Here is a 24,538-nt window from a genome sequence, read left to right on the forward strand (position 1 = left end):
CTCGGTGGTCCGTGCGATTCGACGTGGCTCGCACAGTTCGAGGAAGAGACCCGGCTGAAGATGGTCGACACCGATCGTTGGTATCGGGAGATGTTCGAGGCCAGCACAGTCGGATTGGCCCTGGCCGACGAGAACGGATTGTTGGTTCTCGCGAACGAGGCGTATGCGGCCATCGTCGGTTGTCCGCGCCATCTGTTGTCCGGCCGGTCCTCGCGTGAGTTCACCCATCCCGACGATCTGGCTCAGCACGCCGCGATGGAACAGATCATGGACGACGCCAAGGCGCGCGGGGAATCGGTTCATGTCGAGAAGCGCTACCTGCATTCCGACGGCACGGTTCGGTGGGGGTGGATCTCGGCCAGTGAGGTTCCCGGCCCCGGGGGCATTCGGTGGACGATGGCCGTCGTACACGACACCACCGACCGGCGGCGCGTCGAGGACGACCTCCGTCAAGCCGCGCAGACCGATGCCCTCACCGGCTTGCTCAACCGACGTGGATGGCGAGATCGGTTGCATCAGTTGACGACACCCCGTGGTGCCGACCTCGCATTGGCTCTGGCGATGATCGACTTCGATCGGTTCAAGTCGTACAACGACAGGTACGGGCACGGACGCGGGGATCGGTTTTTGGTTCGGTTCTCCGCTGCTGCGCAGGACCTTCTCGGTGGCCGGGTCTCCATCGCCAGGTGGGGCGGCGAGGAGTTCGCACTCGCGATGCCCGGGGTGGATTCGACGACCATGTCGGCCGTGCTGGCCGAGCTGTCGGCGGTCGTGCCCGACGGACAGACCTTCTCGGCCGGTTACACGACCCTGCGCGCGGGGGAGTCCGTCGACGACTGTTTCGACCGCGCGGACATGCTGCTCTATCGGGCCAAACGAGACGGTGGTGCACGCTCGTACGGCGAGGCGTACGAAGCGCCCTGTGACGACCGTCAGCTCTGCAGCCGGCCGAATCCGACGACCCCGGAATCGGATGCGTAGTTCAGTGTGTGCACCCTGATCTTGCCGGCTTCGTTGCCTCCGACGGTGATGGCCTCGCCGCCCTCGACCGCAACGATCACGTTGGTGTGCTGGCCGGCCCAGCTGGCGTTGTCGTAGAGCACCACATCGCCCACCGATGGCGTGTAGTCGCCCACGGCCTCGAATCGGCCCTGCTCCTGGTAAAACTCCTGCAGAGTGTAGACGCCGGGTATGCGCCACGAACCCGAATGAGGATTCGACAGCGGCAGTCCCGCCTCCTTCATGATCCAGCTGACGAAATCGGCGCACCACGCTTCGTCGATGCCTTCGGCGTAGAACGTTCCCGGCCGCTGCAGCTCGTGCTCGGTGCGCAGGAGTTCGACCACCCGGGCCTGATCGGTGGTCAACTCGCCGGCATTCACCTCAGGGAATGCTTCGGTGTCCCATGGGAGGTACCGGCTCGGTGCCAGCCACAGAACACCGACTACCGCGACCACGACGACAGCCGTGCAGGCTGCCACCCACAGCGGCCACCGTCGTCGGGTCCGCGCGGTGGCGTCGATGCTCATGCGACCACGGTAGCGCGAGGTGGCACACCGCTCGGCACAATGACCGTGTGACCACTTTCGAGAATTCGTCGCCCGTTGCCGTTCCTGAGCCCGTCGTGGACGCCGCGAGAGGGGCAGCGCGGATCACCGTACTCACCGGTGCAGGCATGTCGGCCGAATCGGGGATCGCAACATTTCGGGACGCCCAGAGCGGGTTGTGGAAGGACTTCGATCCCAAGGATCGCGCCAGCCCCGAGGGGTGGTCGGCCGACAGCGATCTGGTGTGGGGCTGGTATCGATGGCGGGCCGAATTGGTCCGACGCTCCGAGCCCAACGCCGGTCACGTGGCACTCGCGCAATGGCAGCAGCGGGCGCACGTCGACATCGCCACTCAGAATGTCGACGACCTGCACGAGAGGGCGGGGGCCACGGTTCTCTCGCACGTGCACGGGTCACTGTTCGAGCCGTACTGCAGCGATTGTGGAACGCGGGCGCAGTTCGACGATGCCGCGGACGCACCTGCCGAGGCGGACCAGCGGGTTCCGCCGCCGGAGTGCCCGCTGTGCGGCGGGCTGATCAGGCCGGGTGCGGTGTGGTTCGGCGAATCGCTTCCCGAGGCCGCGTGGGAGGCGGCCGAGGATGCCGTCCGACATGCCGACCTGGTTCTCGTGGTCGGCACGTCCGGAGTTGTGTACCCGTTCGCCGGACTGCCTGCGATCGCTCGCAGCGCCGGAGCGACGGTGGTGGAGATCAACCCGGTCGAGACCGAGGTCTCGGACATGGCCGATCACCGGTGGCGTACCACGGCTGCGACGGGGCTGCCTGCGTTGGTTGCGCAATTGTGAAACGGGGGCCTCGCACCTCCAAGAGCCAGGAACAGTGACAGCCCACCGAACTGCGCAGCGAATCGCCTGTGTCGGGCCGTCTCGATCGTCGAAAATCGCCACAACTGCCGATTGCCACATCCAACGATTGCAGCTCGACGACTAAGGCAACCCCGGGTCAGTCGGTCGTCAATGCCTCGACCAGAGCGATCATTGCCGATGCGGCACTGTCGGTTTCGCTGGGTCCCAGGGCGGCGAGGCTGGCGATGAGTGCTGCTATCTCGGGGGCGGTCAACCGCACCGGCCGGGGCGCGGCGACGCTTGCCAGTCGAGATCCGCCGTGCACACCCGGTACCGCATCGATGGGAACCCCGGACTCACGCAACCGGGCAAGGTCGCGTTCGACGGTGCGCACGGAAACCCCGAGCCGTTGCGCGAGTTCGGGTGAGGTCAACGGCGCAGCCGCCGACCCCAGCCATTCCACGATCCGCTGCTGACGCGCGACGCGGCGCAAGGTGAGTGCGCTGTCGAGCGATCGGGGCGCGTTGTCCTTCGGCACCGTCCGAATTCTTCCCGATTCCCGACACTGCCCTGACGGGATTGGGTCCTACCGTTGTCGATATGACACCTGACACCGAATCGATCGACAGCTTCTTCGCCCGCTACACGGGGTACTTGACCTCGGGCGATCTCGACGGTCTGGCGAATATCTACAACTATCCGGCTCTGGCCGTCACGGCGCGGGGGTGTGCGGCGATCGCCGAGCCGCAGCAGACCCGAGAGTTCTTTCGGCAGGGGCAGACCTACTATCGGTCGCGCGGAATACAGGGGGTGCGGGCGCGCGACATCGTCACCGAGGCGCAGGTGCCGGGTATCTGGGTCGGGCATCTTCTGCTGGAGAACCTCGACTCCGACGGTTCGCCGGTGGGAACCGAGCGCAACGCCTATCAGGTGGTGACGCTGGACGACGGCACGCGTCGGATTGCGGTGACGACCCCGCTCGATGCCTAGAGCTGGGCGGAGCCGCACTCGGTACTGTGGGTGGGAACGGTTCTTCTTTCTCAGGTAGGGATAACAGATGGCTTTGGGCTCCGACCGATTCTGGCGCGTACTCGGCCGCTCGGCGCAGAAGGCGCAGAGCACCTCGCGTCGACGCGTCGACCGGGCCCAGGAGCATGCGGAATGGGCTGCTGCCCTGAGCGCGAGCGAGTTGGCGACCGAGGCGACCGCGCTGCGGGTCGACAATGCCGACCGTCTCGATGTCCCTCGGTACCTGGCGTTGACGCGCGAGGCGAGCGAGCGTGCCCTGAAGCTTCGGCCCTTCGACGTTCAGTTGCACGGTGCCGTGCGATTGCTCGCCGGTGACGTGGTGGAGATGGCAACCGGCGAGGGCAAGACGTTGGCCGGTGCCATCGCTGCCGTCGGATACGTGCTGTCCGGGCGTTCGGTGCACGTCATCTCGGTCAACGACTTTCTCGCGCAACGTGATGCGCAATGGATGCAGCCACTGTTCGAGTCCCTCGGTATCACCGTCGGTTCCATCGGCGAGTCGTCGACCGCATCCGAGCGGCGCGCCGCCTATGCCTGCGACATCACCTATGCCTCGGTCAACGAGATCGGGTTCGACGTTCTGCGTGATCATCTGGTGAACGACCGAAACGATCTGGTGGCACCCGTGCCGGACGTCGCCCTGATCGACGAGGCCGATTCCGTACTGGTCGACGAGGCGCTCGTTCCGCTGGTGTTGGCCGGTTCGGTCTCCGGCGACGTCTCGACCTCGACGGTCATGGATGCAGTCCGATTGCTGGACAAGGGAGTTCATTTCGACACCGATGCCGAAGGACGCAACGTGTTCCTCACCGACGAGGGCGCACTGCGGATGGAGAAGGAGCTGGGCGGTATCGACCTGTACTCCGAACATCACGTCGGGACGACATTGGTGGCGGTCAACGTGGCACTGCACGCCCAGGTGCTGGTCCAGCGCGACGTCGACTACATCGTCCGTGACGGACGGGTGCAGTTGATCAACGCCTCGCGTGGCCGGGTGGCCGAACTGCAGCGATGGCCGGATGGATTGCAGGCTGCGGTCGAGATCAAGGAGGGGCTCGCTCCCACCGAGACCGGTGAAATTCTCGACACGATCACCGTGCAGGCGTTGATCAATCGATACGCGACGGTGTGCGGTATGACCGGTACCGCCATGGCGGCGGGGGAGCAGCTTCGCACGTTCTACGGCCTCGGAGTCTCGATCATCGAGCCCAACGTTCCCACGGTGCGCGTCGACGAAGTCGACCGCGTGTACGACACGATCGAGCACAAGAACGCTGCAATTGCGCTGCAGGTGAAGGAGATCCACGAGACCGGTCAGCCGATCCTCATCGGCACCCACGACGTCGCAGAGTCCGAGGCGCTGGCCTCGACGCTCACCGCGTCGGGCGTGGAGGTGGTGGTGCTCAATGCCAAGAACGACGCCGAAGAGGCGGCGGTCATCGCTGCGGCGGGCGTACACGGCGCGGTGACGGTCTCGACGCAGATCGCCGGACGTGGAACCGACATCAAGCTCGGTGGTCCCGACGGCACCGACCGCGAACGGATTGCCGAGCTCGGCGGACTGTTCGTTCTCGGCACCGGTCGCCACACCACCGAGCGACTCGACAATCAGCTCCGAGGACGTGCAGGTAGGCAGGGAGACCCCGGCCGGTCGCTGTTCTTCGGCAGTTGGGAGGACGACGTCGTCAAGAACAACATCGGCGACAAGGATGCCCCGAAAGGCATCGACGAGAGCGGCCTCTTCACCTCGGCTGCTGCGGCCGACCGTGTCGATCATGCGCAACGCATCGCCGAGGGCCAGATGCTCGAAATACATTCGCGCACGTGGCGTTACAACCAGCTGACGGCTCAGCACCGTGAGATCCTCGATCGCCGCCGGGCCACGTTGCTCGACTCCGACGAGGCACTGACGCTGCTCGAGCAGCACGCACCGGCGCGCTCGAAGGAGTTGCGCGAGACCGTGTCCGAGGAGACTCTGATCGAGGTCGCCCGCCAGATCGTCCTGTACCACCTCGATCGGTCGTGGTCGGACTACCTCGCGCACCTCGCCGACGTACGGGAGAGCATCCACCTGCGCGCACTGGGGCGGGAGAACCCGCTGGACGAGTATCACCGGATCGCTGTCGAGGCGTTCAAGACGGTGTCCTCCAAGGCGATGGATCTCTCGCACGCGACGTTCGAGTCGGCCGAGATCACCTCGGAGGGAATCGATCTGGACGAAGCCGGCTTGCGTCGACCGACGTCGACCTGGACGTACATGGTGCACGACAACCCGTTCGCGTCCCGCGGAAATGCCGGTGCGGCCGGTCTGGGGCCGATTTTCGGTGGCTGACGCGCGGCGCGCGTTGCTCGCTCTCGCGTTCGGCGCGAGCGTGGTGGCTTCTGGGTGTGCCGACTCGTACGGCGAATTCCCGGCGGGCAAGACGTACTCGTCGGTCGATGCACCCGACTCCTACACGCCGGTCGCCGGAACGACGGTCAGGCTCGAATTCGTCGACGACCGGATCTCGGCCGAGGCGGGGTGCAACAGGTTGTTCGGCACCGTGGACACCTCGCAGGGCAGAATCACCATCGACTCTCTCGGGTCGACGCGCGTGGCCTGCCCGGAGGCGATCATGGAGCAGGACCGGTGGCTGTCGGCGTTCCTGACCTCCTCGCCACGGTGGTCGCGGGACGGCGGAACCATGACCCTGGACAACGGGAACGAGCGGATCGTCTTCGCCGAATTCTGATCGATCAGCGGCGGATGCGGTTCACCGCGGTGTGGCGTACCCCGTCGAGAAAGAGTTTCAGTCCGAAATCGAATCTGCTCGTCGGATCTGGACTCTCGAAAAGCGGCGACGCGTCGGGCGTGAGGGCTCCGGCGGAATCCATCTGAAGCCGCGCTTGCTCGTCCACGGTCTGACCGAGGATGTAGTACAGCAATGTGTCGGCGGTGAGTTCCGCGTCGCGTCGCGGCAGTCCTGCTCGAATGCACACGGCGGCAATGCGTTCGCGAATGTGGTTGGTGGTCAGCCTCGACGCGTAGGTCGCGGCCACCAATTCGGCACCGTCGCGTCGGGAGAGAAGCGCGTCGCGCAGTCGGTGCGCGATCTGAGCGATCTGTGCGTCCCACGAATCCTCGGTGGACGGTGCATCGGCACCCGAGAGTATGTGGTCGGCGATGGCACCGAGCAGCGTCTGTTTGTTGGGGAAGTGCCAGTACAGCGCGCCCGGCTGGACGTGCAGTGACGTCGCCAGACGGCGCATCGTCAGGTCTGCCAGGCCGTACTCGTCGAGAATGGCGATCGCGCCGTCCAGGACGTCCTGCCTGTTCAGTTGCACGTACTTCCCCCTGTCGTTCGACGCCGCGTCGCTTTGACAGTAGCCGAGCGCGGTGCCTAACGTGAACGCCGTTCAACTTGAACGGTGTTCAATTTCGATGCCGTTCGACGACGAGGGGACCCGGAATGGACATTTTGCGCACGGCGCGTACACAGGTGCTCGGCGACGGCACCGCGCTCGATCGATCTCAGGTTCTCGAGGTTCTCGAGCTCGGTGACGACCGTCTCGAGGAGACGATGCTGTTGGCCCACGAGGTGCGGATGAAGTGGTGCGGGCCCGAGGTCGAGGTGGAAGGAATCGTCAGCCTCAAGACCGGCGGGTGCCCCGAGGACTGCCACTTCTGTTCGCAGTCCGGGCTTTTCGCCTCCCCGGTCCGAGCTGCGTGGCTCGATATCCCCTCGCTGGTGGAAGCTGCGAAGCAGACCGCGAAGACCGGAGCGACGGAATTCTGCATCGTCGCCGCGGTGCGCGGACCGGACGATCGGTTGCTCGCGCAGGTCGCCGCGGGTATCGAGGCCATTCGGAACGAGGTCGAGATCGATATCGCCTGCTCGTTGGGCATGCTCGATCAGGATCAGGTCGATCGGCTCGCGGCAATGGGTGTGCATCGCTACAACCACAATCTCGAGACCTCTCGCTCGTACTTTCCGAACGTGGTGACCACCCATACCTGGGAGGAGCGGTGGAACACCCTGAAGATGGTGCGCGAGGCAGGCATGGAGGTGTGCTGCGGCGGAATTCTCGGCATGGGGGAGACGCTCGGGCAGCGGGCCGAGTTCGCAGCCGATCTCACCGCACTCGAACCCGACGAGGTGCCCCTGAACTTCCTCAACCCCCGGCCGGGAACCCCGTTCGGAGACCTCGACGTGCTGCCGGCATCGGATGCTCTGCGCGCTGTCGCTGCGTTTCGTCTCGCCCTGCCGCGCACGATTCTCAGGTTCGCCGGCGGCCGCGAGATCACTCTCGGTGATCTGGGTGCGAAGCAGGGAATTCTCGGCGGCATCAATGCGGTCATCGTCGGCAACTACGTGACGACGCTCGGTCGTCCGGCAGAGCAGGACCTCGACCTTCTCGGCGAGCTGCAGATGCCGATCAAAGCGCTCAACTCGACTATCTGATGGGCGTATTAGGGTGGGTCGAATGACGAGCGAGACCCACTACGACCCGTACACCGGCCTGCCTGTCGAATCCCGAGCCGAGATGGGCGCGGATTCGTTGTCGGTCGCCGTCCGGCTCGGGCTGGAGCCGCCGCGGTTCTGCGCAGAATGCGGACGCCGCATGGTGGTCCAGATCGTCCCCGACGGGTGGACATCGCTGTGCTCGCGTCACGGTCTCGTCGACTCGGCCGCGACGGGTAGGCGCTAGGTGGTCATGTCGGACGTTCTCGAAGTCCCACCGCGGACCAGTACCGTTCGTGTGCTGTCGGTGGTTGTCGGAGTCTCGGTGGCAGTGTCGGCTCTGGGCGGGATGTTGTGGGGATTCTTGGCACCGGCGCAGCAGCTGCTCGTGGTGGCGCAGGACCGTGGGGCCGCACTGACCGGTGAGAGTCTGCACCGCTTCGACGGCCTCGCGCTCTTCTCCTTCGTGTCCTTGGCCCTGGGTCTCGTCATCCCGATCGGGTGGTGGCTGTGGAAGTCGGAGCGAGGTCCGCGGCTGTTCGGTGCGATCTTCGTCGGCGCTCTCGCAGGTTCGGTCGCTGCTCTCCTGGTGGGCAACGGGATTGCTGCTCTTCGGTTTCCGAAGGCCGCCGACCCTGCAGTCGGGTCGATCGTCACTGTTGCGCCGAGCATCGACACTCCGCTGGTGCTGATCGTTCAGGCGCTGATGGCATCGCTGGTGATCCTGCTGCTGGCGGCGATGAATCCCAACGACAATCTGCACTACACCGATCCCGAACCGGACGACCTCGATGTCGAGTTCTCCCCGCCGCCGCCGTCGTTCGACTCGAATCGGGTCGACTGACCGCAGCGGTTCACGTCTGCGGTGGGCGCAATGCGGCGAACTCGTCGGTGACTCGAATGCTGTTGTCGGCAAAGCGGAACAGTGCAGGCGGTCGTCCACCTGCCTTGCCCGACGGCGCGCGTCGTCCGGTGGGTTCGATGACACCACGCCTGCTCAGTACGCGCTGCAGATTGGTGGCGTCGACCTGATATCCGAGTGCGGCACCGTAGATCTCGCGCAGCGAGGAGATCGCGAAATCGACCGGCGCGAGTGCGAATCCGATGTTGGTGTACGAGAGTTTCGCGACCAGTCGATGTCTCGCGTGCGCGACGACGGTTCCGTGATCGAACGACATGTGGGGCAGTGCGGAAACCGGGTGCCAAGCCGTGTCGGAGGGGAGTGTCGGCTCGGCCGAGATCGGCACCAGGCCCAGGAAGGTCGACGCGATCCGCCGATCTCCCGGCACACGTTCGGGTTCGCTGAAGACGGACAGTTGCTCGAGGTGTGCCACCGAGCGCACGTCGACCTTTTCCGCGAGCTGACGCCGAGCGGAGGTGGCGAGGTTCTCGTCGTCGCGCAGGGTGCCTCCGGGTAGCGACCAGGTCCCGGCCTCGGGATCGAGCGCGCGCTGCCACAGCAGTACCGCCAATTCCGGGGCATCGGGGTCGGAAAAGGTTCGAACTTGGAACACCGCAATGAGGACTTCGTGGACGGTGCTACGATGAATCATGTTTTCGATCATAGGTCGAAAACTCCCTCGGAGGAAATTCGGTCACCGACGACCGGATGATCGGTGAAGGAGAACCGTCATGACCAGCAGCGCTACCCGGGTGAACACCCTGGACTCGGCATTCGCCGGAGTTCGCGACATCGTCGACGGAGCCGGTGGCTACGGGGGAGTCGAGGCGACGCCGGAATGGGCCGCCGAGGTCCGACGGCTCGCCGATCTGCGTGGTGCGACGCTGCTCGCACACAACTACCAACTGCCTGCGATCCAGGATGTCGCCGATCATGTCGGTGACTCGCTCGCACTCTCGCGCATCGCCGCCGAGGTGTCCGAGGACACGATCGTGTTCTGCGGCGTCCACTTCATGGCCGAGACAGCGAAGATCCTGAGCCCGCAGAAGACGGTCCTCATCCCCGATCAGCGCGCCGGTTGCTCCCTCGCGGATTCCATCACCGCAGAGCAACTCCGCGAATGGAAGGCGGATTTCCCGGAGGCCGTCGTCGTCTCGTACGTCAACACCACCGCCGAGATCAAAGCGCTGACCGACATCTGCTGCACCTCGTCGAACGCCGTCGAGGTGGTCGAGTCGATCGATCCGGGCCGCGACATCCTGTTCCTGCCCGATCAGTTCCTCGGCGCGCACGTCAAGCGCGTCACCGGACGCGAAAACCTGCACATCTGGGCCGGAGAATGCCACGTGCACGCCGGTATCAACGGCGACGAGTTGGCCGAGAAGTCTCGCACCCACCCGGACGCAGAACTGTACGTCCACCCCGAATGCGGCTGCGCCACTTCGGCTCTGTACCTCGCAGGCGAGGGATTCGTACCGGCGGACAAGGTGAAGATTCTCTCCACCGGCGGCATGCTCGACGCTGCGCGCACCACGGCGTCCAAGCAGGTTCTCGTCGCCACCGAGATCGGCATGTTGCATCAGTTGCGGATGGCTGCACCCGAGGTCGACTTCCTCGCTGTGAACGACCGCGCATCGTGCGGCTACATGAAGATGATCACCCCTGCGGCTCTGCTGCGCTGCCTGGTCGAAGGACGCGACGAGGTGCACGTCGACCTCGAGACCGCGCACATCGCGAGCAAGTCGGTGCAGCGGATGATCGAGATCGGCACCCCGGGCGGCGGCGAGTGAATCCATCGGTCGCGTGGGAAACCACGGCCGATCTGGTCGTCGTCGGCGGTGGAATTGCCGGACTCACCGCGGCGCGCACCGCGACGGCCCGCGGCCTGCGGGTGGTGACCGTCAGCAAGGGACAGTCCACCGACACCGCAACGCAGTACGCCCAGGGTGGAATTGCGGTCGTCGGTCCCGAGCTCGAGGACTCGATCGAATCGCATGTGGCCGACACCTGTGTTGCCGGTGCCGGTTTGTGCGACGAGGACGCGGTGCGCTCCATCGTGTCCGGCGGACGCGCGGCGATCACCTCGCTCGAGGCTGCGGGCGCGCAGTTCGACCTGGCGGCTGACGGCGAGGTGGCACGGACCCGCGAGGGTGGCCACAGCGTTCGTCGCATCGTTCACGCCGGGGGAGATGCGACCGGGGCTGAGGTGCAGCGCACGCTGGACGCGTCGGTGCCCACGGTGCAGTTCGACACGACCGCACTGCGGGTGCTGACCACCGACGGAGAGGTTGTCGGTCTCCTCGTGCGTGGACCTCGCGGCGTCGGCGTCGTTCATTGCCCGACGGTGCTGCTCGCCACCGGCGGACTGGGGCAGCTCTTCTCGTGCAGCACCAACCCGCCCGGCGCGACGGCCGACGGCATCGCACTCGCACTCGACGCCGGTGCGCGGATCGCGGATCTGGAGTTCGTGCAGTTCCATCCGACGGTTCTGTTCGCCGCCGGGTCGACGGGCCGCCGCCCGTTGATCAGCGAGGCAGTGCGAGGAGAGGGAGCCCGCTTGGTCGACGTCACCGGTCGTGCGTTCATGGCGGAGGTGCACCCGCTTGGTGACCTCGCGCCACGCGACGTGGTGTCCCGCGCCATCGCCGAATTGCTGCACGACAGCGGTGACGACCACGTTTTGCTGGACGCCCGCACGGTCGAACGCGTCCACGAACGGTTCCCGACCGTGACCGCCTCGTGCCTGGAGGCCGGCTTCGATCCGGCGACGGACCTGATTCCGGTGGCACCGGCAGCGCACTATTCGTGCGGGGGCGTGGCGACGGATACGGCCGGACGTACCTCGGTCCCCGGCCTGCTGGCCGCGGGCGAAGTGGCGCGCACCGGCTTGCACGGTGCCAACAGGTTGGCGTCGAACAGTCTGCTCGAGGGTCTCGTCGTCGGTGAGCGTGCGGCCTACGTGGCTGCCGAACGGGTCGGCCGCACCGGCAGCATCTCGGATATCGCACTGCCCACCTACCGCCGTATCGACCGCGCGGTGCTGCAGCGCTCCATGACCGCCGAGGTCGGCGTCGTACGGGATGCAACGGGTCTTGCTGCAGCGCAACGTGTTCTGGAGCACGGCGTGGTATCGGAACCGCCCGTGGATGCGCGCGCGGTCGAGGACGCAGCGTTGACCGCTGCGGCGGAGGTGATCGTGCTGACCGCGTCCGAGCGGCGCGAGAGCAGAGGGTGTCATACCCGACGCGATGCGCCGGAGAGCGATCCGGCGCAGCGCCGCAGTCTCTTCGTCGAACGAGATCTCGATGGACGGTTGACGATAGTGAACGACGATGTGATGACGGGAGCACGTTGACATGACCGATTCCCCGAACGAGGTGAACCCGGGCGTCGACCGAGACGAGGTTCTCGCACTGATCAGGACCGCCCTCGACGAGGACCTGCGGTACGGACCCGACATCACCACGCTGGCAACGGTTCCCGAGGACGCCGTCGCCACGGCGTCGGTGGTCTCGCGCCAATTCGGCACGGTGGCCGGAATCGATGTCGGCCTCCTGGTTCTCGACGAGGTGATCGGAAGCGGCGGATACTCCGTCGTGCATCGCATCGAGGATGGATCCGACGTCGAACCGGGACAGGCCGTTCTGACGGTCGAAGCCCCGACTCGAGGTCTGCTCACCGCCGAACGCACGATGCTCAACATCGTCTGTCATCTTTCGGGAATCGCCACTGCGACGGCCGGCTGGGTCGCCGAGGTCGCCGACACCGAGTGCAAGATCCGGGACAGCCGAAAGACGTTGCCGGGACTGCGTTCACTGCAGAAGTATGCCGTTCGCGCCGGCGGGGGCGTCAATCACCGGATGGGTCTGGGAGATGCCGCGCTCATCAAGGACAATCACGTGGCGGCAGCCGGTTCGGTCGTCGCTGCGTTGAACGCAGTGCGGGCCGCGGCTCCCGACATCGCATGCGAGGTCGAGGTCGACAGCCTCGAGCAACTCGACCAGGTACTGGCGGAGAACGTGGAACTAGTTCTGTTGGACAACTTTCCGCTCTGGCAGACACAGATGGCGGTGCAGCGCCGCGACACGTTCGCGCCGCAGACGAAGCTGGAATCCTCGGGTGGCCTGACCGTCGACGTGGCACGGGACTACGCGCGTACGGGGGTCGACTTCCTTGCGGTTGGCGGTCTGACACACTCGGTCACAGTGCTCGACCTCGGCCTGGACATGTAGTCGAGCCTCGCAATGTGAGGAATTCTTTCGAAGATGGAAGTTCAGAGCGTCCGCCTCGACAGTTGGATCTGGGCGGTTCGGTTGTTCAAGACGCGGTCTGCGGCGGCTGCTGCCTGCCGCGGCGGGCACGTCCGCGTCAACGGAACTCCCGCCAAACCCGGGCATCGCATCGGCCCGGACGACGAGATCAGACTGCGGGCCGACGGAGTCGAGAAGATCGTCGTCGTGGTGCGGGCCATCACCAAACGAGTAGGCGCAGCGGTCGTTCCCGAGTGCTTGATCGATCGCAGTCCGCCGCCGCCACCGAAAGAAGTTCTGGCTTCCGTACCGAGGCGTGATCGAGGGGCAGGCAGGCCCACCAAGCGCGATCGTCGTGAAATCGACCGACTGCGGGGCCTGGGCCTCTAGTGCTCCCGGCTCCCTTCAGTTACCTTCGGTAACGACACGTAGTTCGTACGCGCAAGGAGGTGGGAATGGACTCCGTCCTGTGGACTCCACGTTTCGCAGCAGTCTATTTCCTGGCAGCAGCGTTGCTTCTCATTCTGTTTCTGGCCATCGACGCTTCCCTCACCATCGCAGCTTCACTGCTGGTGATACTGGTGGGGCTCGGAATCGCGGTTCTGATTCGCCATCGACAGCGTCATCCGGCCCGCTGATTCGGGCCGGTTCGACGGCAGGGCTGCGCCCTGACGGTGATATGGATCGTCAGGCGGGTTGTCGTGGTTCTTCGTCGCCGGTGTCGTTGTGGTTGTGGTTGTGGTTGTCGGGTGGGTAGAGGACTTCTTCTGGGTGGTGGGCGTGGTTGATCAGGCCTCGGCGTGTGGGGTCCATTCCGGCGGGTGGGTGCCAGAGGGTGCGGCCCGGGTACCGGTGTCCTGCTCCGGTTTGGTGGTGGCCCACTTGCCGGGGCCGGTGCCGACGAGTGCGTGGTGCATGTCGCAGCCGAAGGTCAATCCGTCGATGTCCGTGTTGCCGCCGGTGTTCCAGTCGGTGACGTGGTGGGCTTGGCACCAGGTTGCAGGGCGGGTGCAGGAGGGGAAGCTGCAGCCGCGGTCGCGGGCGATGAGCACGATGCGTTGGTCGGCGGAGGCGATGCGTTTGGAGCGGCCGAGGTACAGGGCTCGGCCGTGGTCGTCGAAGATCGTCAGGTAGTGGTGGGCGTGCGAGGCCATGCGGATCGCATCGCGGATCGACACCCGTGATCCGGTGGCGGTCATGGCGTAGCCGCAGCCGGCTTCGAGGTCTTTGAGGGTCATGGTGACGATGGCGGTGACGGGAAGGCCGCGGTGGGTGCCGAGTGTCCCGGAGGCCAGGGTGTGCCGGAGCGCGAGTTTGAGGGCGTCGTGCTGGCGTTCGCGTTGGGTGCGGATATCCCGCGCGGCGGCAGCGTCGCGTGCTGCAGCCTTACCCAGCGCTTCGTCGCCGTCGGTATCGGCATCGACTGTGTCGTCGGGCTCAGCAGTGTCCTCTGGTTCTGTGGTGTCGTCGTGCCCTGTGCAGCAACCACAGTCGAGGCCGTCACCGCACCGGCCGTCACCGTCGCAGGGATCGTCGCCGTCGTCGAATGAACCGCCGTCCCACAGTCCCGCATTTCCTGACCACCCGTCTTCGGGCTCCGGTAGCGGTGGGGTGTCGGTATCGCAGACGCCACCCGGTGTGGGCGAATCCGGTTCGGCTGCTGCAGGATCGGGACGCGTACCGTCGCTCGCAGCCCCGAGGTTCGTGCTGTTCTTGCCGCCGGAAGAGCTGTCGGTCTCGTCGTCGACGATCGGGTTACCGTCGGCGGGGTTGTACATGCCCGGTTTCGCGGCTTTGGAGAACAAGGCTTCGAGGTAGGCGCGTAGTTCGGGGTCGACGCAGAACTTTCCTTCCGACATACCGTCGGCACCCTGCTCGCCGAGGTAGAAGAACGCATCCCGCCGCTTCCGTGGCCTCGGCTTTCCGTCGTCGTCGTGGTCGCCGTCGGGGTGGAGAATCGAGTCCAAATGCGCGACGACCGGCGCGAAGTCGTCGGGCCGGAACTTCTTCGCCTCTGTCACCAATTGCTGTTCGGCGAGATCGCGGGTCTGCGGATCGACATCCCGGGGCAGATGGCGGAAGAACTCGCGGATCATCTGCACATGCTTGGCATCGAGTAACCCCGCCCGCAACGCAGCAGCAGTGTGCGGCAGCAACGGCGGCAGCACTTCACCGGAGAAGGCGGTGCGGTCACCCAATTCCGCAGCCAGACGCACCCGTGCTCCGGCTGCTCGCGGGGTGATCCTCAGCATCCACGCCACCGACGACGGCACCGATCCCGGATACACATCGAGGCCGTGCTGAGAGATCAGCTCGTTGAGCCAGGTGTACGAGTACGCGGTCAGGGATCTGGTCAGCATCTCCATCCGTTGGATCACCGCGCGCCGGTCGGCGTTCGACCACGACACCGACGCCTGCCCGGCCAACTCCGCGACCGCGGACTCGATCCGGACGACCAGCGCAGACAGTTCGGGATCGGGCACCTCGGGGGCGGGCGGCACCGTCTCGATGCCGTCCACCCCTGATCCGCCGTCCCCCGAAAGCATGAACAGAATCTATCGCCACCCACCGACACGCTTTCGAACACGCGTTCTCATGGATTCGGGGCGGAGCGAGATGCAGACGTCAGCGACGCTTCCCGCTGCGTCGAGCGCTCGTCTTCGTCTTGGCAACGGGGCGAGCGGGTTTGGAGGGGTGCGCTTTCTTCTTCTTGACCGGTGCCTCGTCCGACGGTCCGCGTGAACTGCGGGTCGAGCGGCCGCGGACGATACCGATGAATTCCTCGATGCGGTCGTCCTCGCGTTCGGCGACCCAGGCCAGTGCAATCTGTGACTGCTCGACATCGGTCACCGGGCGGTAGACGAGGTCCTTGCGGGCGTTGAATCGGGCGACCGAGTGCGGCACGATCGCCACCCCGAGCCCGGCGGCCACGTACTCGAACGTCTCGGCAACGGAATTCATCGGCGGCAGTCCCGGTCGATTCCCGGAAACGAGTTCGGTTGCCACCGCTGCCCATTCGGGCACGGTCGCTGGTTCGGCGAGCAGATGCTCGTCGGCGAGATCGGTCGCGGTGACCGAATCGAATGCGGCGACCGCGTGGTCTTTCGGGACCACCACCACCTGCACTTCCTGGTACAGACCGATCGCGTTGAGCCCATCGCGATCGATCGGCGGACGAACGAAGCTCACATCGACCGTTCCGTCGCGCAGGGCCGACACCTGTGTCTGCGGCGTCGTCGCCACCACGGACAGCGTGACGTCGGGGAACCGATCCGCCCAGATGCGTGTCCACTTCGTCAGCGTCACGCCTTCGGCGTATCCGATGGTGAAGGTCGTCGGCTCTGCCGCAGCGACCTGCGCGAGTTCCGAGAGCCGATCGTCCTCGGCGATCTCCACCAGCGCCCGCTCGAGCAGATCGCGGCCTTCGGCGGTGAGCTCGGTGGGGGATGCCCCGGGCACGAACAGGTCGACGCCGAGCTGTTCTTCGAGTTCCACGATCGTCTTGCTCAAGCGGATCCGCGAGATTCCGAGCGACCGAGCAGCGCGCGCGAAATGCAGTTGCTGCGCCACCGCCGCGTACCAGCGCAGTGTCTGCACATCGATGTTCACGATGTCGAGCCTATGGGACGAGGAGGGCAGTGAGGGACGGTGGCGTCGAGAGCGCCGACGGCCGGATAAGCTGGTCCGGTGAGCCCGGAGAACAAACAGCAGACCATGAAGCCATTGACCGCGGCGAACAAGCTCGGCATCTACCTTCCCGCAGCACCCGAAGAATTCCAGAACTCGATGATCAGCCGGTCCGACCTGGACGCACTGCGCAGCGATCCGCCGCAGTGGTTGACCGACCTGCAGACCAACGGACCCTTCCCCCGCGACGTCATCGCCAAGAAGCTCGGCGTGTCCATCGCGGGGCTGGCCCGCGGCGGTGTCACCGAAGCGCTGACCACCGAGGCAATCGACGAACTCGTCGCCAGCCCGCCCCAGTGGCTCGTTCGCGAGCGTCGCACCCAGATTCAGGTGCGCAAGGATGCCGAACGCATCAAGGAAAAGCAGGAAGCGCGTCGCACCTCGGGCAACCGACCGACCAAGCTGCGCAACCTCTAACGCGAGACGATCCCGTCGAGGTAGAGCCACCGGCCGTCGATGCGGGCGAATCGGCTGACCTCACTCATCGAGCCCGCCCCGTCGGGATGCTTGTACCGAGCGCGGAACTCGACCGTTCCCGCGTCGTCGAACATGCCACCGGCGTCGGTCGCGAGAATGTCGAGTCGATACCACCGCTGGTCGGGGTCCAATTCCAGCTCGGCCGGTGCGGTGTTGGGATGCCACGATGCGCGAAGATAGGCCACATCGCCGACGGCGAACGCGGTGAATCGCGATCGCATCAGCTTCTCCGCCGTCGGCGCGCTCGCATCCCCGCGCAGATACGGCTCGCAACAGGCATCGAACGTGTCACCACTCGAACACGGACACCGTCCGCTCACTCGTCGACAACTTCGACGGAATAGGTGCCCAGTTCGTGCTCGTCCCGTTTGCCGACGTCCTGGATCCAGGTGTTGGCCTCCAGAAGTGTGTCGAACAGTCCCAGTGGAATCGGGTCGCCGCCGAGGGCATTCTTCATGATCACGCGATATTTCCTCACGGAGTCACCCGCCGGACGGTCGCCAGAAACGTTGCGGCGGCAAAGAACAGCCCGGCGAACGTGCGATTCATCGTCTTCTGTTGACGCTGGGATTTCATCAAGCGCAACACCCGCGACGCCAGCGAGGTGTACCCCGTCATCACGAGCATGTCGACCGCGACCATCGTGGCGGCGATCAGCAGGTACTGGACGACGAGAGGCCGTGTCGGATCGAGGAACTGGGGGAGCACCGCGACCATGAAAACGACGGCTTTCGGGTTGCTGGCGTTGACGAGGAAGCCTCGGGCGAGCATCGTCGTGCCACGGTCGGCTACTGCCGGGGCGTCGGCGACCTCGGTCGGGGCTGCCCGCCACTGTCGAACTCCGAGGTAGACCAGGTATGCGACGCCGAACCATTTGATGACGGAGAAGGCCAGCGTCGAGCTCGCCAGAACGGCTCCCAGTCCGACGGCGACGACGCCGATCTGAATCAGCAGACCGATCTGCAGCCCGAAGATGTTCCAGTATCCGCGGCGCAGGCCGTAGCGGAGCCCGGTGGACATCGACGCGATGGCACCGGCGCCAGGGGAGAGACTGATGACGATGCTCGCGCCGAGAAAGGCGAGCCACACTGACCAGGACATGGGTTCATTGAACTACGGCCGTCAACTCCGATTCGGCCCGGTAGGTGTGTCGAACCGGGCGCTGTGGGGTAGACCGCGGACATGGCAGACATCAGAACCATTGACACAGGCCCGCAGCACGTCACCCGTCAGACCGAGGTGCGGGCACCGGCGTCCGAACTGTTCGACATGGTGGCCGATCCGAAGCGGCACGGCGAGCTCGACGGATCCGGCACCGTCAAGGACACTGTGCGCGGCCCCGATCGACTCAGCACCGGTGCGAAATTCTCCGTCGGCATGAAGCAGTACGGCGTGCCCTACAAGATCACCAGCACCGTCACCGAGTTCGTCGACGCCGATCGGCACAAGGTCGTCGAGTGGCAGCATCCGATGGGGCACAGCTGGCGCTGGGAGTTCGAGGAGAAGCAGCCGGGCCTGACCACGGTCACCGAGAGCTTCAAGTACGGCACCGCCAAGGTCCCGAAAATGCTCGAGCTGTTCAAGATGCCGCAGAAGAACGCGCAGGGCATCACGAGCACGCTGCACAACCTCGCTGCTCGCTACGCCTGACCCGAATCTATTCTGACCGGCATGCCGATCGATCCCGATACCAAGAACTGGACCTGGGTACTCGAGCGAGCGTGCCCGGACTGCGGGTTCGACTCGAGCGCCGTCGTGTACGACGACATCCCGGACCTCATCCGCGCCGACGTCGAGCGTTGGGAGGCGGTGCTGCAGCGCGACGACGCAGCACTGCGCCCCGACGACTCGACGTGGTCCGCACTCGAGTACGCCGCGCACGTACGTGACGCGCACCGCATCTTCCGCACCCGGCTGGCGTTGGTGTTGGCCGAAGACGATCCCGAGTTCGCCAACTGGGACCAGGACGAAACGGCGCTGGCCGAGAACTACAATGCACAGGACCCAGCGAAGGTGGCATCCGAACTCGGTGACGCTGCGCGCGCCCTCGCGGACGATTTCGCTGCCGTTCCGCCGGAGAACCGGCAGCGGACCGGTCGACGAAGTGATGGATCGATCTTCTCGGTCGAGTCACTGGCCGCCTACTACATTCACGACCCCATCCATCATCTGTGGGACGTGCGGGGCTGAGCCGAATTCGGTGGAACTATCCTGGGTGTTCGAACCACACTGTTTCGACCGAACCCCGGCACCGAACCGACTTCACGAAGGGGCCCACTATGCCTGCCCGCATCGAGCTCGCCCGCGTCGATCTACGCGGACGAACTCCATCCACCGCCGAACTACGCGGCGCACTTCCCCGAGGCGGAGTGGATGTCGATTCGGTGCTGCATCAGGTTCGCCCTGTCGTCGACGCCGTCCGAGAACGCGGCACCGAGGCTGCGCTCGAGTTCAGTGAGAAGTTCGACGGCGTCCGGCCGGATCGCGTTCGCGTCCCGCAGGAAGAACTGGTCAAGGCCCTCGCCGAGCTCGATCCGGATGTTCGAGCCGCCCTCGAGGTCGCCATCGAACGAACCCGTCTGGTGCACTCCGATCAGCGCCGAACCGACCACACCTCACAGGTGGTGCCCGGCGGCACGGTGACCGAACGCTGGATCCCGGTCGATCGCGTCGGGTTGTACGTGCCCGGCGGTAACGCCGTGTATCCGTCGTCGGTCGTGATGAACGTGGTGCCCGCGCAGATCGCAGGCGTCGGATCTCTGGTGGTGGCGTCACCGCCGCAGAAGAACTTCGGCGGACTGCCGCACCCGACGATCTTGGCCGCGGCCCAGCTGCTCGGCGTCGACGAGGTCTGGGCGGTCGGCGGCGGCCAGGGTGTTGCGCTGCTCACCTACGGCGGCGTCGACACCGACGGCGACGAGTTGGCACCGGTCGATCTCATCACCGGCCCCGGCAACATCTACGTCACCGCCGCCAAACGACTGTGCCGCTCGCTCGTCGGAATCGACTCCGAGGCAGGACCGACCGAGATCGCGATCCTCGCCGACGCCACCGCGGACCCCGTTCACGTGGCAGCTGACCTCATCAGCCAGGCCGAACACGACGTGATGGCGGCCAGCGTGTTGGTCACCGACAGTATCGAACTGGCCGATGCCGTGGACCAGTCCGTCAACGCGCAGATGGTATCGACGCGGCATGCCGAGCGGGTGGCCACCGCGCTGAACGGCAGTCAGTCCGGCATCGTGCTGGTCGACGACGTCACGCAGGGATTGGCCGTGGTCAACGCCTACGCCGCCGAGCACCTCGAGATCCAGACGAAGGACGCATCCGACGTCGCAGCCCGGGTGCGCAGCGCCGGTGCCGTGTTCGTCGGAGCGTGGTCGCCGGTGAGCCTCGGCGACTACTGCGCCGGTTCCAATCACGTACTGCCGACGGCAGGATGCGCGCGCCACTCGTCCGGCCTGAGTGTGCAGACGTTCCTTCGCGGTATCCACGTGGTCGACTACAGCGAAGCCGCCCTGAAAGACGTCGCGGCGCATGTCATTGCGCTCGCCAACGCCGAGGATCTACCGGCCCACGGCGAGGCGGTGCGGCTGCGGTTCGAAGGGTTGCGTACCGGTGATGCGTCATGAGTGATGCTTTGGGACAGTCGATCTCGCTGAACGACCTCCCGCTGCGCGAGGCGCTGATCGGCAAATCACCCTACGGCGCGCCGCAGCTCACCGTGCCGGTTCAGTTGAACACCAACGAAAATCCGCACCCGCCGACGCAGGCATTGATCGACGATGTAGCCGACTCCGTTCGGCTCGCCGCCGGGCAGCTGCATCGCTACCCCGATCGCGATGCCGAATCGCTGCGGGCCGACCTGGCTCGATACCTCACCGAGCAGACCGGCTTCGCCGTCGACACCGCCAACGTGTGGGCGGCCAACGGCTCCAACGAGATTCTGCAGCAGTTGCTGCAGGCCTTCGGGGGACCGGATCGCACCGCGCTCGGATTCGTGCCGTCGTACTCGATGCACCCGATCATCTCCTCCGGGACGCAGACCGAATGGATTCCGGCCAAGCGTCGGGCAGATTTCTCTCTGGACGTCGACTACGCCGTCGGTGCGATCGAAGAACGCAGGCCCGACGTCGTGTTCGTCACCAGCCCCAACAATCCGACGGGCCACAGCATCGACGAGGCGGATCTACGCCGAATCCTCGATGCCGCACCGGGAATCGTGGTGGTCGACGAGGCCTACGCGGAATTCTCCTCCGCTCCCAGTGCCATCGGGTTGATCGAGAGCTACCCCGGCAAGATCGTGGTCAGCCGAACCATGAGCAAGGCGTTCGCGTTCGCCGGTGGTCGGTTGGGATATCTGGTGGCTGCCCCGGCCGTCGTCGACGCAATGTTGTTGGTGCGCTTGCCCTATCACCTCTCGGTCGTCACGCAGGCGGCTGCACGAGCGGCGTTGCGGCACGCCTCGGACACTCTCGGGAGCGTGGCCGAGCTCTCCGCCGAACGAGATCGGGTGGCAGCGGCTCTGGGAGACCAGGGTTACGAGGTGGTGCCGTCCGACGCCAACTTCCTGCTCTTCGGCCGGTTCGCCGATGCGGCCGCGACCTGGCAGCGGTACCTGGACGACGGCGTGCTCATCCGGGACGTCGGAATTCCCGGCTATCTGCGCGTCACCATCGGATTGGCGCACGAGAACGACCGATTCCTCACCGTCAGCGCAGCACTCGCATCGACCGAAACAGCAGAGGCATCGAAGTGACCACACCCGCACCCCGCATCGCCAAGATCGAGCGCACCACCAAGGAATCCGACATCTCGGTGGAGCTGAACCTCGACGGCACCGGCATCGTCGACATCTCCACAGGTGTGCCGTTCTACGACCACATGCTCACCGCGCTCGGAACCCACGCTCGGTTCGACCTGACCGTGCGAGCGAAGGGCGACATCGAGATCGAGGCGCACCACACCGTCGAGGACACCGCGATCGTGCTCGGCCAGGCTCTCGGCCAGGCCCTCGGTGACAAGGCCGGCATCACTCGGTTCGGCGATTCGTTCATCCCGATGGACGAAACACTGGTGCATGCGGCGGTCGACGTGTCCGGTCGTCCGTACTGCGTGCATACCGGTGAGCCCGATTACATGGTGCACTCCGTCATCGGCGGCTACCCGGGCGTTCCGTACTCCACGGTGATCAACAAGCACGTGTTCGAGACGCTGGCGTCGAACGCTCGGATCGCGCTGCACGTGCGGGTGATCTACGGCCGGGATCAGCATCACATCACCGAGGCCGAGTTCAAGGCCGTGGCTCGGGCATTGCGCCAGGCCACCGAGTACGACCCTCGCGTGACCGGTGTGCTGTCCACCAAGGGAAGTCTGTGACCGGTCGATCGGCGCTCGTGCGTTGAACGGCCTGAGCTCCGTCCGTGGTCTTCCGGCCGCGATGGCGATGGGCGCGGCATCGTTCGGCGGCTGGGGATTACTGCTCCCGGTGGTTCCCCTCGCGGTGTCCCAGTCCGGATCATCGGACGCGGTGGCAGCGGCCAGCACCGCGATCTTCATGGCCACGACGGTGATCACTCAGCTGTTCGTGCCGAGCATGTTGATGCGAGTCGGCCACCGCGCGGTTCTGGCCGCCGGGTGTCTGCTTCTCGGGTTGCCCGCCCTGCTGTTCATCGTCTCCGTCGATGCCGTACCGGCGCTGGCGGTGTCCGCGCTGCGGGGCACCGGTTTCGGAATGTTGACGGTTGCCGGCGCGGCCATCGTCGCCGAGCTCGCTCCGACAGCGCTGCTCGGCCGGGCCACGGGTGCGCAGGGGATCGCCGTCGCTCTGGCTCAGATGGTCACGTTGCCACTGGGTCTGGTGATTTTCGCGGCGAGTCCGACGGCCGTGTTCGTACTCGGTGCTCTCGTGCCCGCCGCAGGCCTGATCGGCGTCGCGCTCCTGCCGCCCACCCGACCCGCCCCGCAGCCGCCCAGAATCGAGCGAGTTCGCCTCGACAAGCGCCGATTCCTGGTGCCCTGTCTCGTGGTGGCCTCGGTGTCCGCGGCCTACGGGGGAATCACCAGTCTGTTGCCGATCGCCGAATCGAACCGAGCCGCGATGATCGGACTAGCACTGGCCGTCGTCAGTGCCTCGATGCTCGTCGGGCGTTACGCCGCGGGGTCGGTGGCCGACCGCATCGGGATCGGACGCTCGGTGTTTCCGGCGTTGGTGTCGGCGGCAATCGGTATCGCTCTGTTCGCGATCGCCGCGCTCGGCGGCATGCCCGCTGCGCTGTTCTTCGTCGCAGCCATCCTGTTCGGAATCGGGTACGGCGCGTGCCAGAACGACAGTCTCGTGATGGCGTTCGACGCAGCCGGTCCGGCCCGATACAGCAGCGCGAGCGCAGTCTGGAACATCAGTTTCGACGCGGGTACCGGGGCGGGCGCACTCGCCCTCGGTGTCCTGGCGACGAGTGTGGGTTACACCGCGGGATTCACCGCAGCAGCAACGGCGGTGGTCGCAGTCGCGGCGGTGGCGCTCGTCGCGAGACCACGCCCCGATAGACTTCCCGCATGACTTCTGTGGTGTTGCTCGATTACGGCTCGGGCAATCTGCACTCGGCGAAGCGGGCTCTCGCCCGAGTCGGTGCCGATGTGACCGTGACCTCGGACTTCGACGAGGCACTGAATGCAGAAGCGCTGGTCGTTCCCGGTGTCGGTGCATTCGCCGCCTGCATGGAAGGGCTGCTGGCGGTGAAAGGCGAGCGCATCATCGGGCGACGCCTGGCGGGCGGACGCCCCGTCCTCGGCATCTGTGTCGGAATGCAGATCCTCTTCGACCGCGGGGTCGAGTTCGGGGTCGAGGCCGACGGGTGCGGGGAGTGGCCGGGAACGGTCGAGCGCTTGCAGGCCGAGGTGCTGCCCCACATGGGATGGAACACCGTCGAGGCACCGGAGAAGAGCGTGCTGTTCGACGGCATCGATCCCCAGACCCGGTTCTACTTCGTGCACTCCTACGCCGCACAGCAGTGGGAGCTCGAACCCAGCGACACCATCGCCGCCCCGTTGCTCACCTGGGCCGATCACGGCGGCCGGTTCCTCGCCGCGGTCGAGAACGGCGCTCTCTCGGCCACCCAGTTCCACCCGGAGAAGTCCGGCGACGCCGGGGCCGCGCTGCTCGAGAACTGGGTCCGATCGGTGTGAGCGACCGCGAGTTCTCACTCGGGCGCTTGGCGGTTCGCGCACTCGGTGCCGCTGTGGCGGTGCTGGCCATCGCGACGGCATTGATCGCTGTGCTGCAGCCGAGTGCCGGGGTGGGCTTGGTCATCGCATTGGCCGGTGTGGTCGGCGCGATCGCGGCGATGGGTGTGGTGTCCACGCGCATGACGCGCAAGGAACTCCGGTAGGACCACAGGCG

Annotated in this window: 31 protein-coding genes; 22 read left to right on the forward strand and 9 right to left on the reverse strand. The window is 65.8% G+C overall.

Annotated elements, in window-relative coordinates:
- Window positions 1-60: 60 nt before the first annotated feature.
- Window positions 61-981 carry a GGDEF domain-containing protein gene (locus tag CH273_RS26755; protein ID WP_032394361.1) on the forward strand — a complete coding sequence of 307 codons (921 nt, stop codon included), beginning with the start codon at window positions 61-63 and terminating at the stop codon, window positions 979-981.
- Here the strand turns inward: CH273_RS26755 and CH273_RS26760 are convergent.
- Window positions 933-1,529 carry a CHAP domain-containing protein gene (locus CH273_RS26760; RefSeq protein ID WP_032394360.1) on the reverse strand — a complete coding sequence of 199 codons (597 nt, stop codon included), beginning with the start codon at window positions 1,527-1,529 and terminating at the stop codon, window positions 933-935. The two genes, CH273_RS26755 and CH273_RS26760, sit on opposite strands and share 49 nt — an antisense overlap.
- A gap of 47 nt (window positions 1,530-1,576) precedes the next feature.
- On the opposite strand from CH273_RS26760, the gene CH273_RS26765 reads away from it, so the two are divergent.
- Complete coding sequence (locus CH273_RS26765; RefSeq protein ID WP_032394359.1) at window positions 1,577-2,353, forward strand: SIR2 family NAD-dependent protein deacylase; 777 nt, start codon at window positions 1,577-1,579, stop codon at window positions 2,351-2,353.
- Between the two features lie 157 nt (window positions 2,354-2,510).
- Here CH273_RS26765 and CH273_RS26770 read toward each other — a convergent pair whose 3' ends face one another.
- The gene (locus tag CH273_RS26770; RefSeq protein ID WP_230596636.1) at window positions 2,511-2,891 is read right to left on the reverse strand and encodes a helix-turn-helix transcriptional regulator; all 381 of its coding nucleotides are present in this window, start codon (window positions 2,889-2,891) and stop codon (window positions 2,511-2,513) included.
- 62 nt (window positions 2,892-2,953) lie between these two features.
- On the opposite strand from CH273_RS26770, the gene CH273_RS26775 reads away from it, so the two are divergent.
- The 3 genes from CH273_RS26775 to CH273_RS26785 all read left to right on the forward strand — a co-directional run bounded on the left by CH273_RS26775 (window position 2,954) and on the right by CH273_RS26785 (window position 6,114).
- Window positions 2,954-3,343: a hypothetical protein gene (locus CH273_RS26775; protein ID WP_032394357.1), complete on the forward strand. Its 390-nt coding sequence runs from the start codon at window positions 2,954-2,956 to the stop codon at window positions 3,341-3,343.
- Window positions 3,344-3,410: 67 nt separating this feature from the next.
- Window positions 3,411-5,714 carry an accessory Sec system translocase SecA2 gene (gene secA2 / locus CH273_RS26780; protein WP_032394356.1) on the forward strand — a complete coding sequence of 768 codons (2,304 nt, stop codon included), beginning with the start codon at window positions 3,411-3,413 and terminating at the stop codon, window positions 5,712-5,714.
- The gene (locus CH273_RS26785; RefSeq protein ID WP_052049321.1) at window positions 5,707-6,114 is read left to right on the forward strand and encodes an META domain-containing protein; all 408 of its coding nucleotides are present in this window, start codon (window positions 5,707-5,709) and stop codon (window positions 6,112-6,114) included. Before secA2 ends, CH273_RS26785 begins: the two co-directional genes overlap by 8 nt.
- A gap of 4 nt (window positions 6,115-6,118) precedes the next feature.
- On the opposite strand, the gene CH273_RS26790 is transcribed toward CH273_RS26785, so the two are convergent.
- A complete protein-coding gene (locus tag CH273_RS26790; RefSeq protein WP_032394355.1) occupies window positions 6,119-6,706 on the reverse strand; it encodes a TetR/AcrR family transcriptional regulator C-terminal domain-containing protein in 588 nt (195 codons plus the stop codon).
- A 125-nt stretch (window positions 6,707-6,831) separates the two neighbouring features.
- On the opposite strand from CH273_RS26790, the gene bioB reads away from it, so the two are divergent.
- Genes bioB through CH273_RS26805 form a run of 3 tightly spaced genes read left to right on the forward strand, consistent with a single transcriptional unit; the run spans window position 6,832 to window position 8,668 of the window.
- Complete coding sequence (gene bioB, locus CH273_RS26795; protein ID WP_032394354.1) at window positions 6,832-7,824, forward strand: biotin synthase BioB; 993 nt, start codon at window positions 6,832-6,834, stop codon at window positions 7,822-7,824.
- Between the two features lie 22 nt (window positions 7,825-7,846).
- Complete coding sequence (bsaP, locus tag CH273_RS26800) at window positions 7,847-8,071, forward strand: biotin synthase auxiliary protein BsaP (protein ID WP_032394353.1); 225 nt, start codon at window positions 7,847-7,849, stop codon at window positions 8,069-8,071.
- A gap of 6 nt (window positions 8,072-8,077) precedes the next feature.
- On the forward strand, window positions 8,078-8,668 hold the full coding sequence (locus CH273_RS26805) for a DUF2567 domain-containing protein (RefSeq protein ID WP_032394686.1): 591 nt from the start codon (window positions 8,078-8,080) through the stop codon (window positions 8,666-8,668).
- A 10-nt stretch (window positions 8,669-8,678) separates the two neighbouring features.
- Here the strand turns inward: CH273_RS26805 and CH273_RS26810 are convergent, their stop codons facing one another.
- Window positions 8,679-9,377 carry an NUDIX hydrolase gene (locus CH273_RS26810; protein WP_032394685.1) on the reverse strand — a complete coding sequence of 233 codons (699 nt, stop codon included), beginning with the start codon at window positions 9,375-9,377 and terminating at the stop codon, window positions 8,679-8,681.
- Between the two features lie 79 nt (window positions 9,378-9,456).
- Between CH273_RS26810 and nadA the strand changes: the two genes are divergently transcribed.
- The 5 genes from nadA (at window position 9,457) to CH273_RS26835 (ending at window position 13,613) form a co-directional block, all read left to right on the forward strand.
- A complete protein-coding gene (nadA, locus tag CH273_RS26815) occupies window positions 9,457-10,515 on the forward strand; it encodes a quinolinate synthase NadA (RefSeq protein ID WP_052049319.1) in 1,059 nt (352 codons plus the stop codon).
- Window positions 10,512-12,080 (forward strand): L-aspartate oxidase, encoded by a 1,569-nt coding sequence (locus CH273_RS26820; RefSeq protein ID WP_032394352.1) that lies wholly within the window; start codon window positions 10,512-10,514, stop codon window positions 12,078-12,080. The genes nadA and CH273_RS26820 overlap by 4 nt, the downstream gene beginning before the upstream one ends.
- A gap of 1 nt (window position 12,081) precedes the next feature.
- Entirely contained in the window at window positions 12,082-12,957 is an 876-nt protein-coding gene (nadC, locus tag CH273_RS26825) for a carboxylating nicotinate-nucleotide diphosphorylase (RefSeq protein WP_032394351.1), read from the forward strand.
- 33 nt (window positions 12,958-12,990) lie between these two features.
- The gene (locus tag CH273_RS26830) at window positions 12,991-13,365 is read left to right on the forward strand and encodes an RNA-binding S4 domain-containing protein (protein WP_032394350.1); all 375 of its coding nucleotides are present in this window, start codon (window positions 12,991-12,993) and stop codon (window positions 13,363-13,365) included.
- A 65-nt stretch (window positions 13,366-13,430) separates the two neighbouring features.
- Complete coding sequence (locus tag CH273_RS26835) at window positions 13,431-13,613, forward strand: hypothetical protein (RefSeq protein ID WP_032394349.1); 183 nt, start codon at window positions 13,431-13,433, stop codon at window positions 13,611-13,613.
- A gap of 150 nt (window positions 13,614-13,763) precedes the next feature.
- Here the strand turns inward: CH273_RS26835 and CH273_RS26840 are convergent, their stop codons facing one another.
- Both CH273_RS26840 and CH273_RS26845 read right to left on the reverse strand, forming a co-directional pair.
- Complete coding sequence (locus tag CH273_RS26840) at window positions 13,764-15,521, reverse strand: HNH endonuclease signature motif containing protein (RefSeq protein WP_052049318.1); 1,758 nt, start codon at window positions 15,519-15,521, stop codon at window positions 13,764-13,766.
- 79 nt (window positions 15,522-15,600) lie between these two features.
- A complete protein-coding gene (locus tag CH273_RS26845; RefSeq protein ID WP_032394348.1) occupies window positions 15,601-16,584 on the reverse strand; it encodes a LysR family transcriptional regulator in 984 nt (327 codons plus the stop codon).
- 78 nt (window positions 16,585-16,662) lie between these two features.
- Here CH273_RS26845 and CH273_RS26850 point away from each other — a divergent pair, with 78 nt between their 5' ends.
- The gene (locus CH273_RS26850) at window positions 16,663-17,079 is read left to right on the forward strand and encodes a DUF5997 family protein (protein ID WP_032394347.1); all 417 of its coding nucleotides are present in this window, start codon (window positions 16,663-16,665) and stop codon (window positions 17,077-17,079) included.
- Here the strand turns inward: CH273_RS26850 and CH273_RS26855 are convergent.
- From CH273_RS26855 to rhtB, 3 genes are read right to left on the reverse strand one after another with little or no spacing between them, the layout of a single operon-like run.
- On the reverse strand, window positions 17,076-17,459 hold the full coding sequence (locus CH273_RS26855; protein WP_032394346.1) for a YchJ family protein: 384 nt from the start codon (window positions 17,457-17,459) through the stop codon (window positions 17,076-17,078). The two genes, CH273_RS26850 and CH273_RS26855, sit on opposite strands and share 4 nt — an antisense overlap.
- Window positions 17,456-17,602, reverse strand: a complete 147-nt coding sequence (locus CH273_RS27900; RefSeq protein ID WP_155290785.1) for a hypothetical protein — start codon at window positions 17,600-17,602, stop codon at window positions 17,456-17,458. The genes CH273_RS26855 and CH273_RS27900 overlap by 4 nt, the downstream gene beginning before the upstream one ends.
- 11 nt (window positions 17,603-17,613) lie before the next feature.
- On the reverse strand, window positions 17,614-18,240 hold the full coding sequence (gene rhtB / locus CH273_RS26860; RefSeq protein WP_032394345.1) for a homoserine/homoserine lactone efflux protein: 627 nt from the start codon (window positions 18,238-18,240) through the stop codon (window positions 17,614-17,616).
- 81 nt (window positions 18,241-18,321) lie between these two features.
- Between rhtB and CH273_RS26865 the strand changes: the two genes are divergently transcribed.
- The 8 genes from CH273_RS26865 (at window position 18,322) to CH273_RS26900 (ending at window position 24,527) form a co-directional block, all read left to right on the forward strand.
- Window positions 18,322-18,789 carry an SRPBCC family protein gene (locus CH273_RS26865; protein ID WP_032394344.1) on the forward strand — a complete coding sequence of 156 codons (468 nt, stop codon included), beginning with the start codon at window positions 18,322-18,324 and terminating at the stop codon, window positions 18,787-18,789.
- Between the two features lie 21 nt (window positions 18,790-18,810).
- Window positions 18,811-19,329, forward strand: a complete 519-nt coding sequence (locus CH273_RS26870) for a DinB family protein (protein ID WP_032394343.1) — start codon at window positions 18,811-18,813, stop codon at window positions 19,327-19,329.
- A gap of 89 nt (window positions 19,330-19,418) precedes the next feature.
- Window positions 19,419-20,771: a histidinol dehydrogenase gene (gene hisD, locus CH273_RS26875; RefSeq protein ID WP_032394342.1), complete on the forward strand. Its 1,353-nt coding sequence runs from the start codon at window positions 19,419-19,421 to the stop codon at window positions 20,769-20,771.
- Window positions 20,768-21,898 carry a histidinol-phosphate transaminase gene (locus tag CH273_RS26880; RefSeq protein ID WP_032394341.1) on the forward strand — a complete coding sequence of 377 codons (1,131 nt, stop codon included), beginning with the start codon at window positions 20,768-20,770 and terminating at the stop codon, window positions 21,896-21,898. The genes hisD and CH273_RS26880 overlap by 4 nt, the downstream gene beginning before the upstream one ends.
- Complete coding sequence (hisB, locus tag CH273_RS26885) at window positions 21,895-22,518, forward strand: imidazoleglycerol-phosphate dehydratase HisB (protein ID WP_032394340.1); 624 nt, start codon at window positions 21,895-21,897, stop codon at window positions 22,516-22,518. The genes CH273_RS26880 and hisB overlap by 4 nt, the downstream gene beginning before the upstream one ends.
- Before the next feature lie 61 nt (window positions 22,519-22,579).
- Complete coding sequence (locus CH273_RS26890; RefSeq protein WP_032394683.1) at window positions 22,580-23,698, forward strand: MFS transporter; 1,119 nt, start codon at window positions 22,580-22,582, stop codon at window positions 23,696-23,698.
- Window positions 23,695-24,324: an imidazole glycerol phosphate synthase subunit HisH gene (gene hisH / locus CH273_RS26895; RefSeq protein WP_032394339.1), complete on the forward strand. Its 630-nt coding sequence runs from the start codon at window positions 23,695-23,697 to the stop codon at window positions 24,322-24,324. The genes CH273_RS26890 and hisH overlap by 4 nt, the downstream gene beginning before the upstream one ends.
- Window positions 24,321-24,527 carry a hypothetical protein gene (locus CH273_RS26900; RefSeq protein WP_032394338.1) on the forward strand — a complete coding sequence of 69 codons (207 nt, stop codon included), beginning with the start codon at window positions 24,321-24,323 and terminating at the stop codon, window positions 24,525-24,527. Before hisH ends, CH273_RS26900 begins: the two co-directional genes overlap by 4 nt.
- Window positions 24,528-24,538: the final 11 nt, after the last annotated feature.

It is taken from the genome of Rhodococcus sp. 05-339-2 (assembly GCF_002258965.1).
Classification (GTDB): domain Bacteria; phylum Actinomycetota; class Actinomycetes; order Mycobacteriales; family Mycobacteriaceae; genus Rhodococcoides.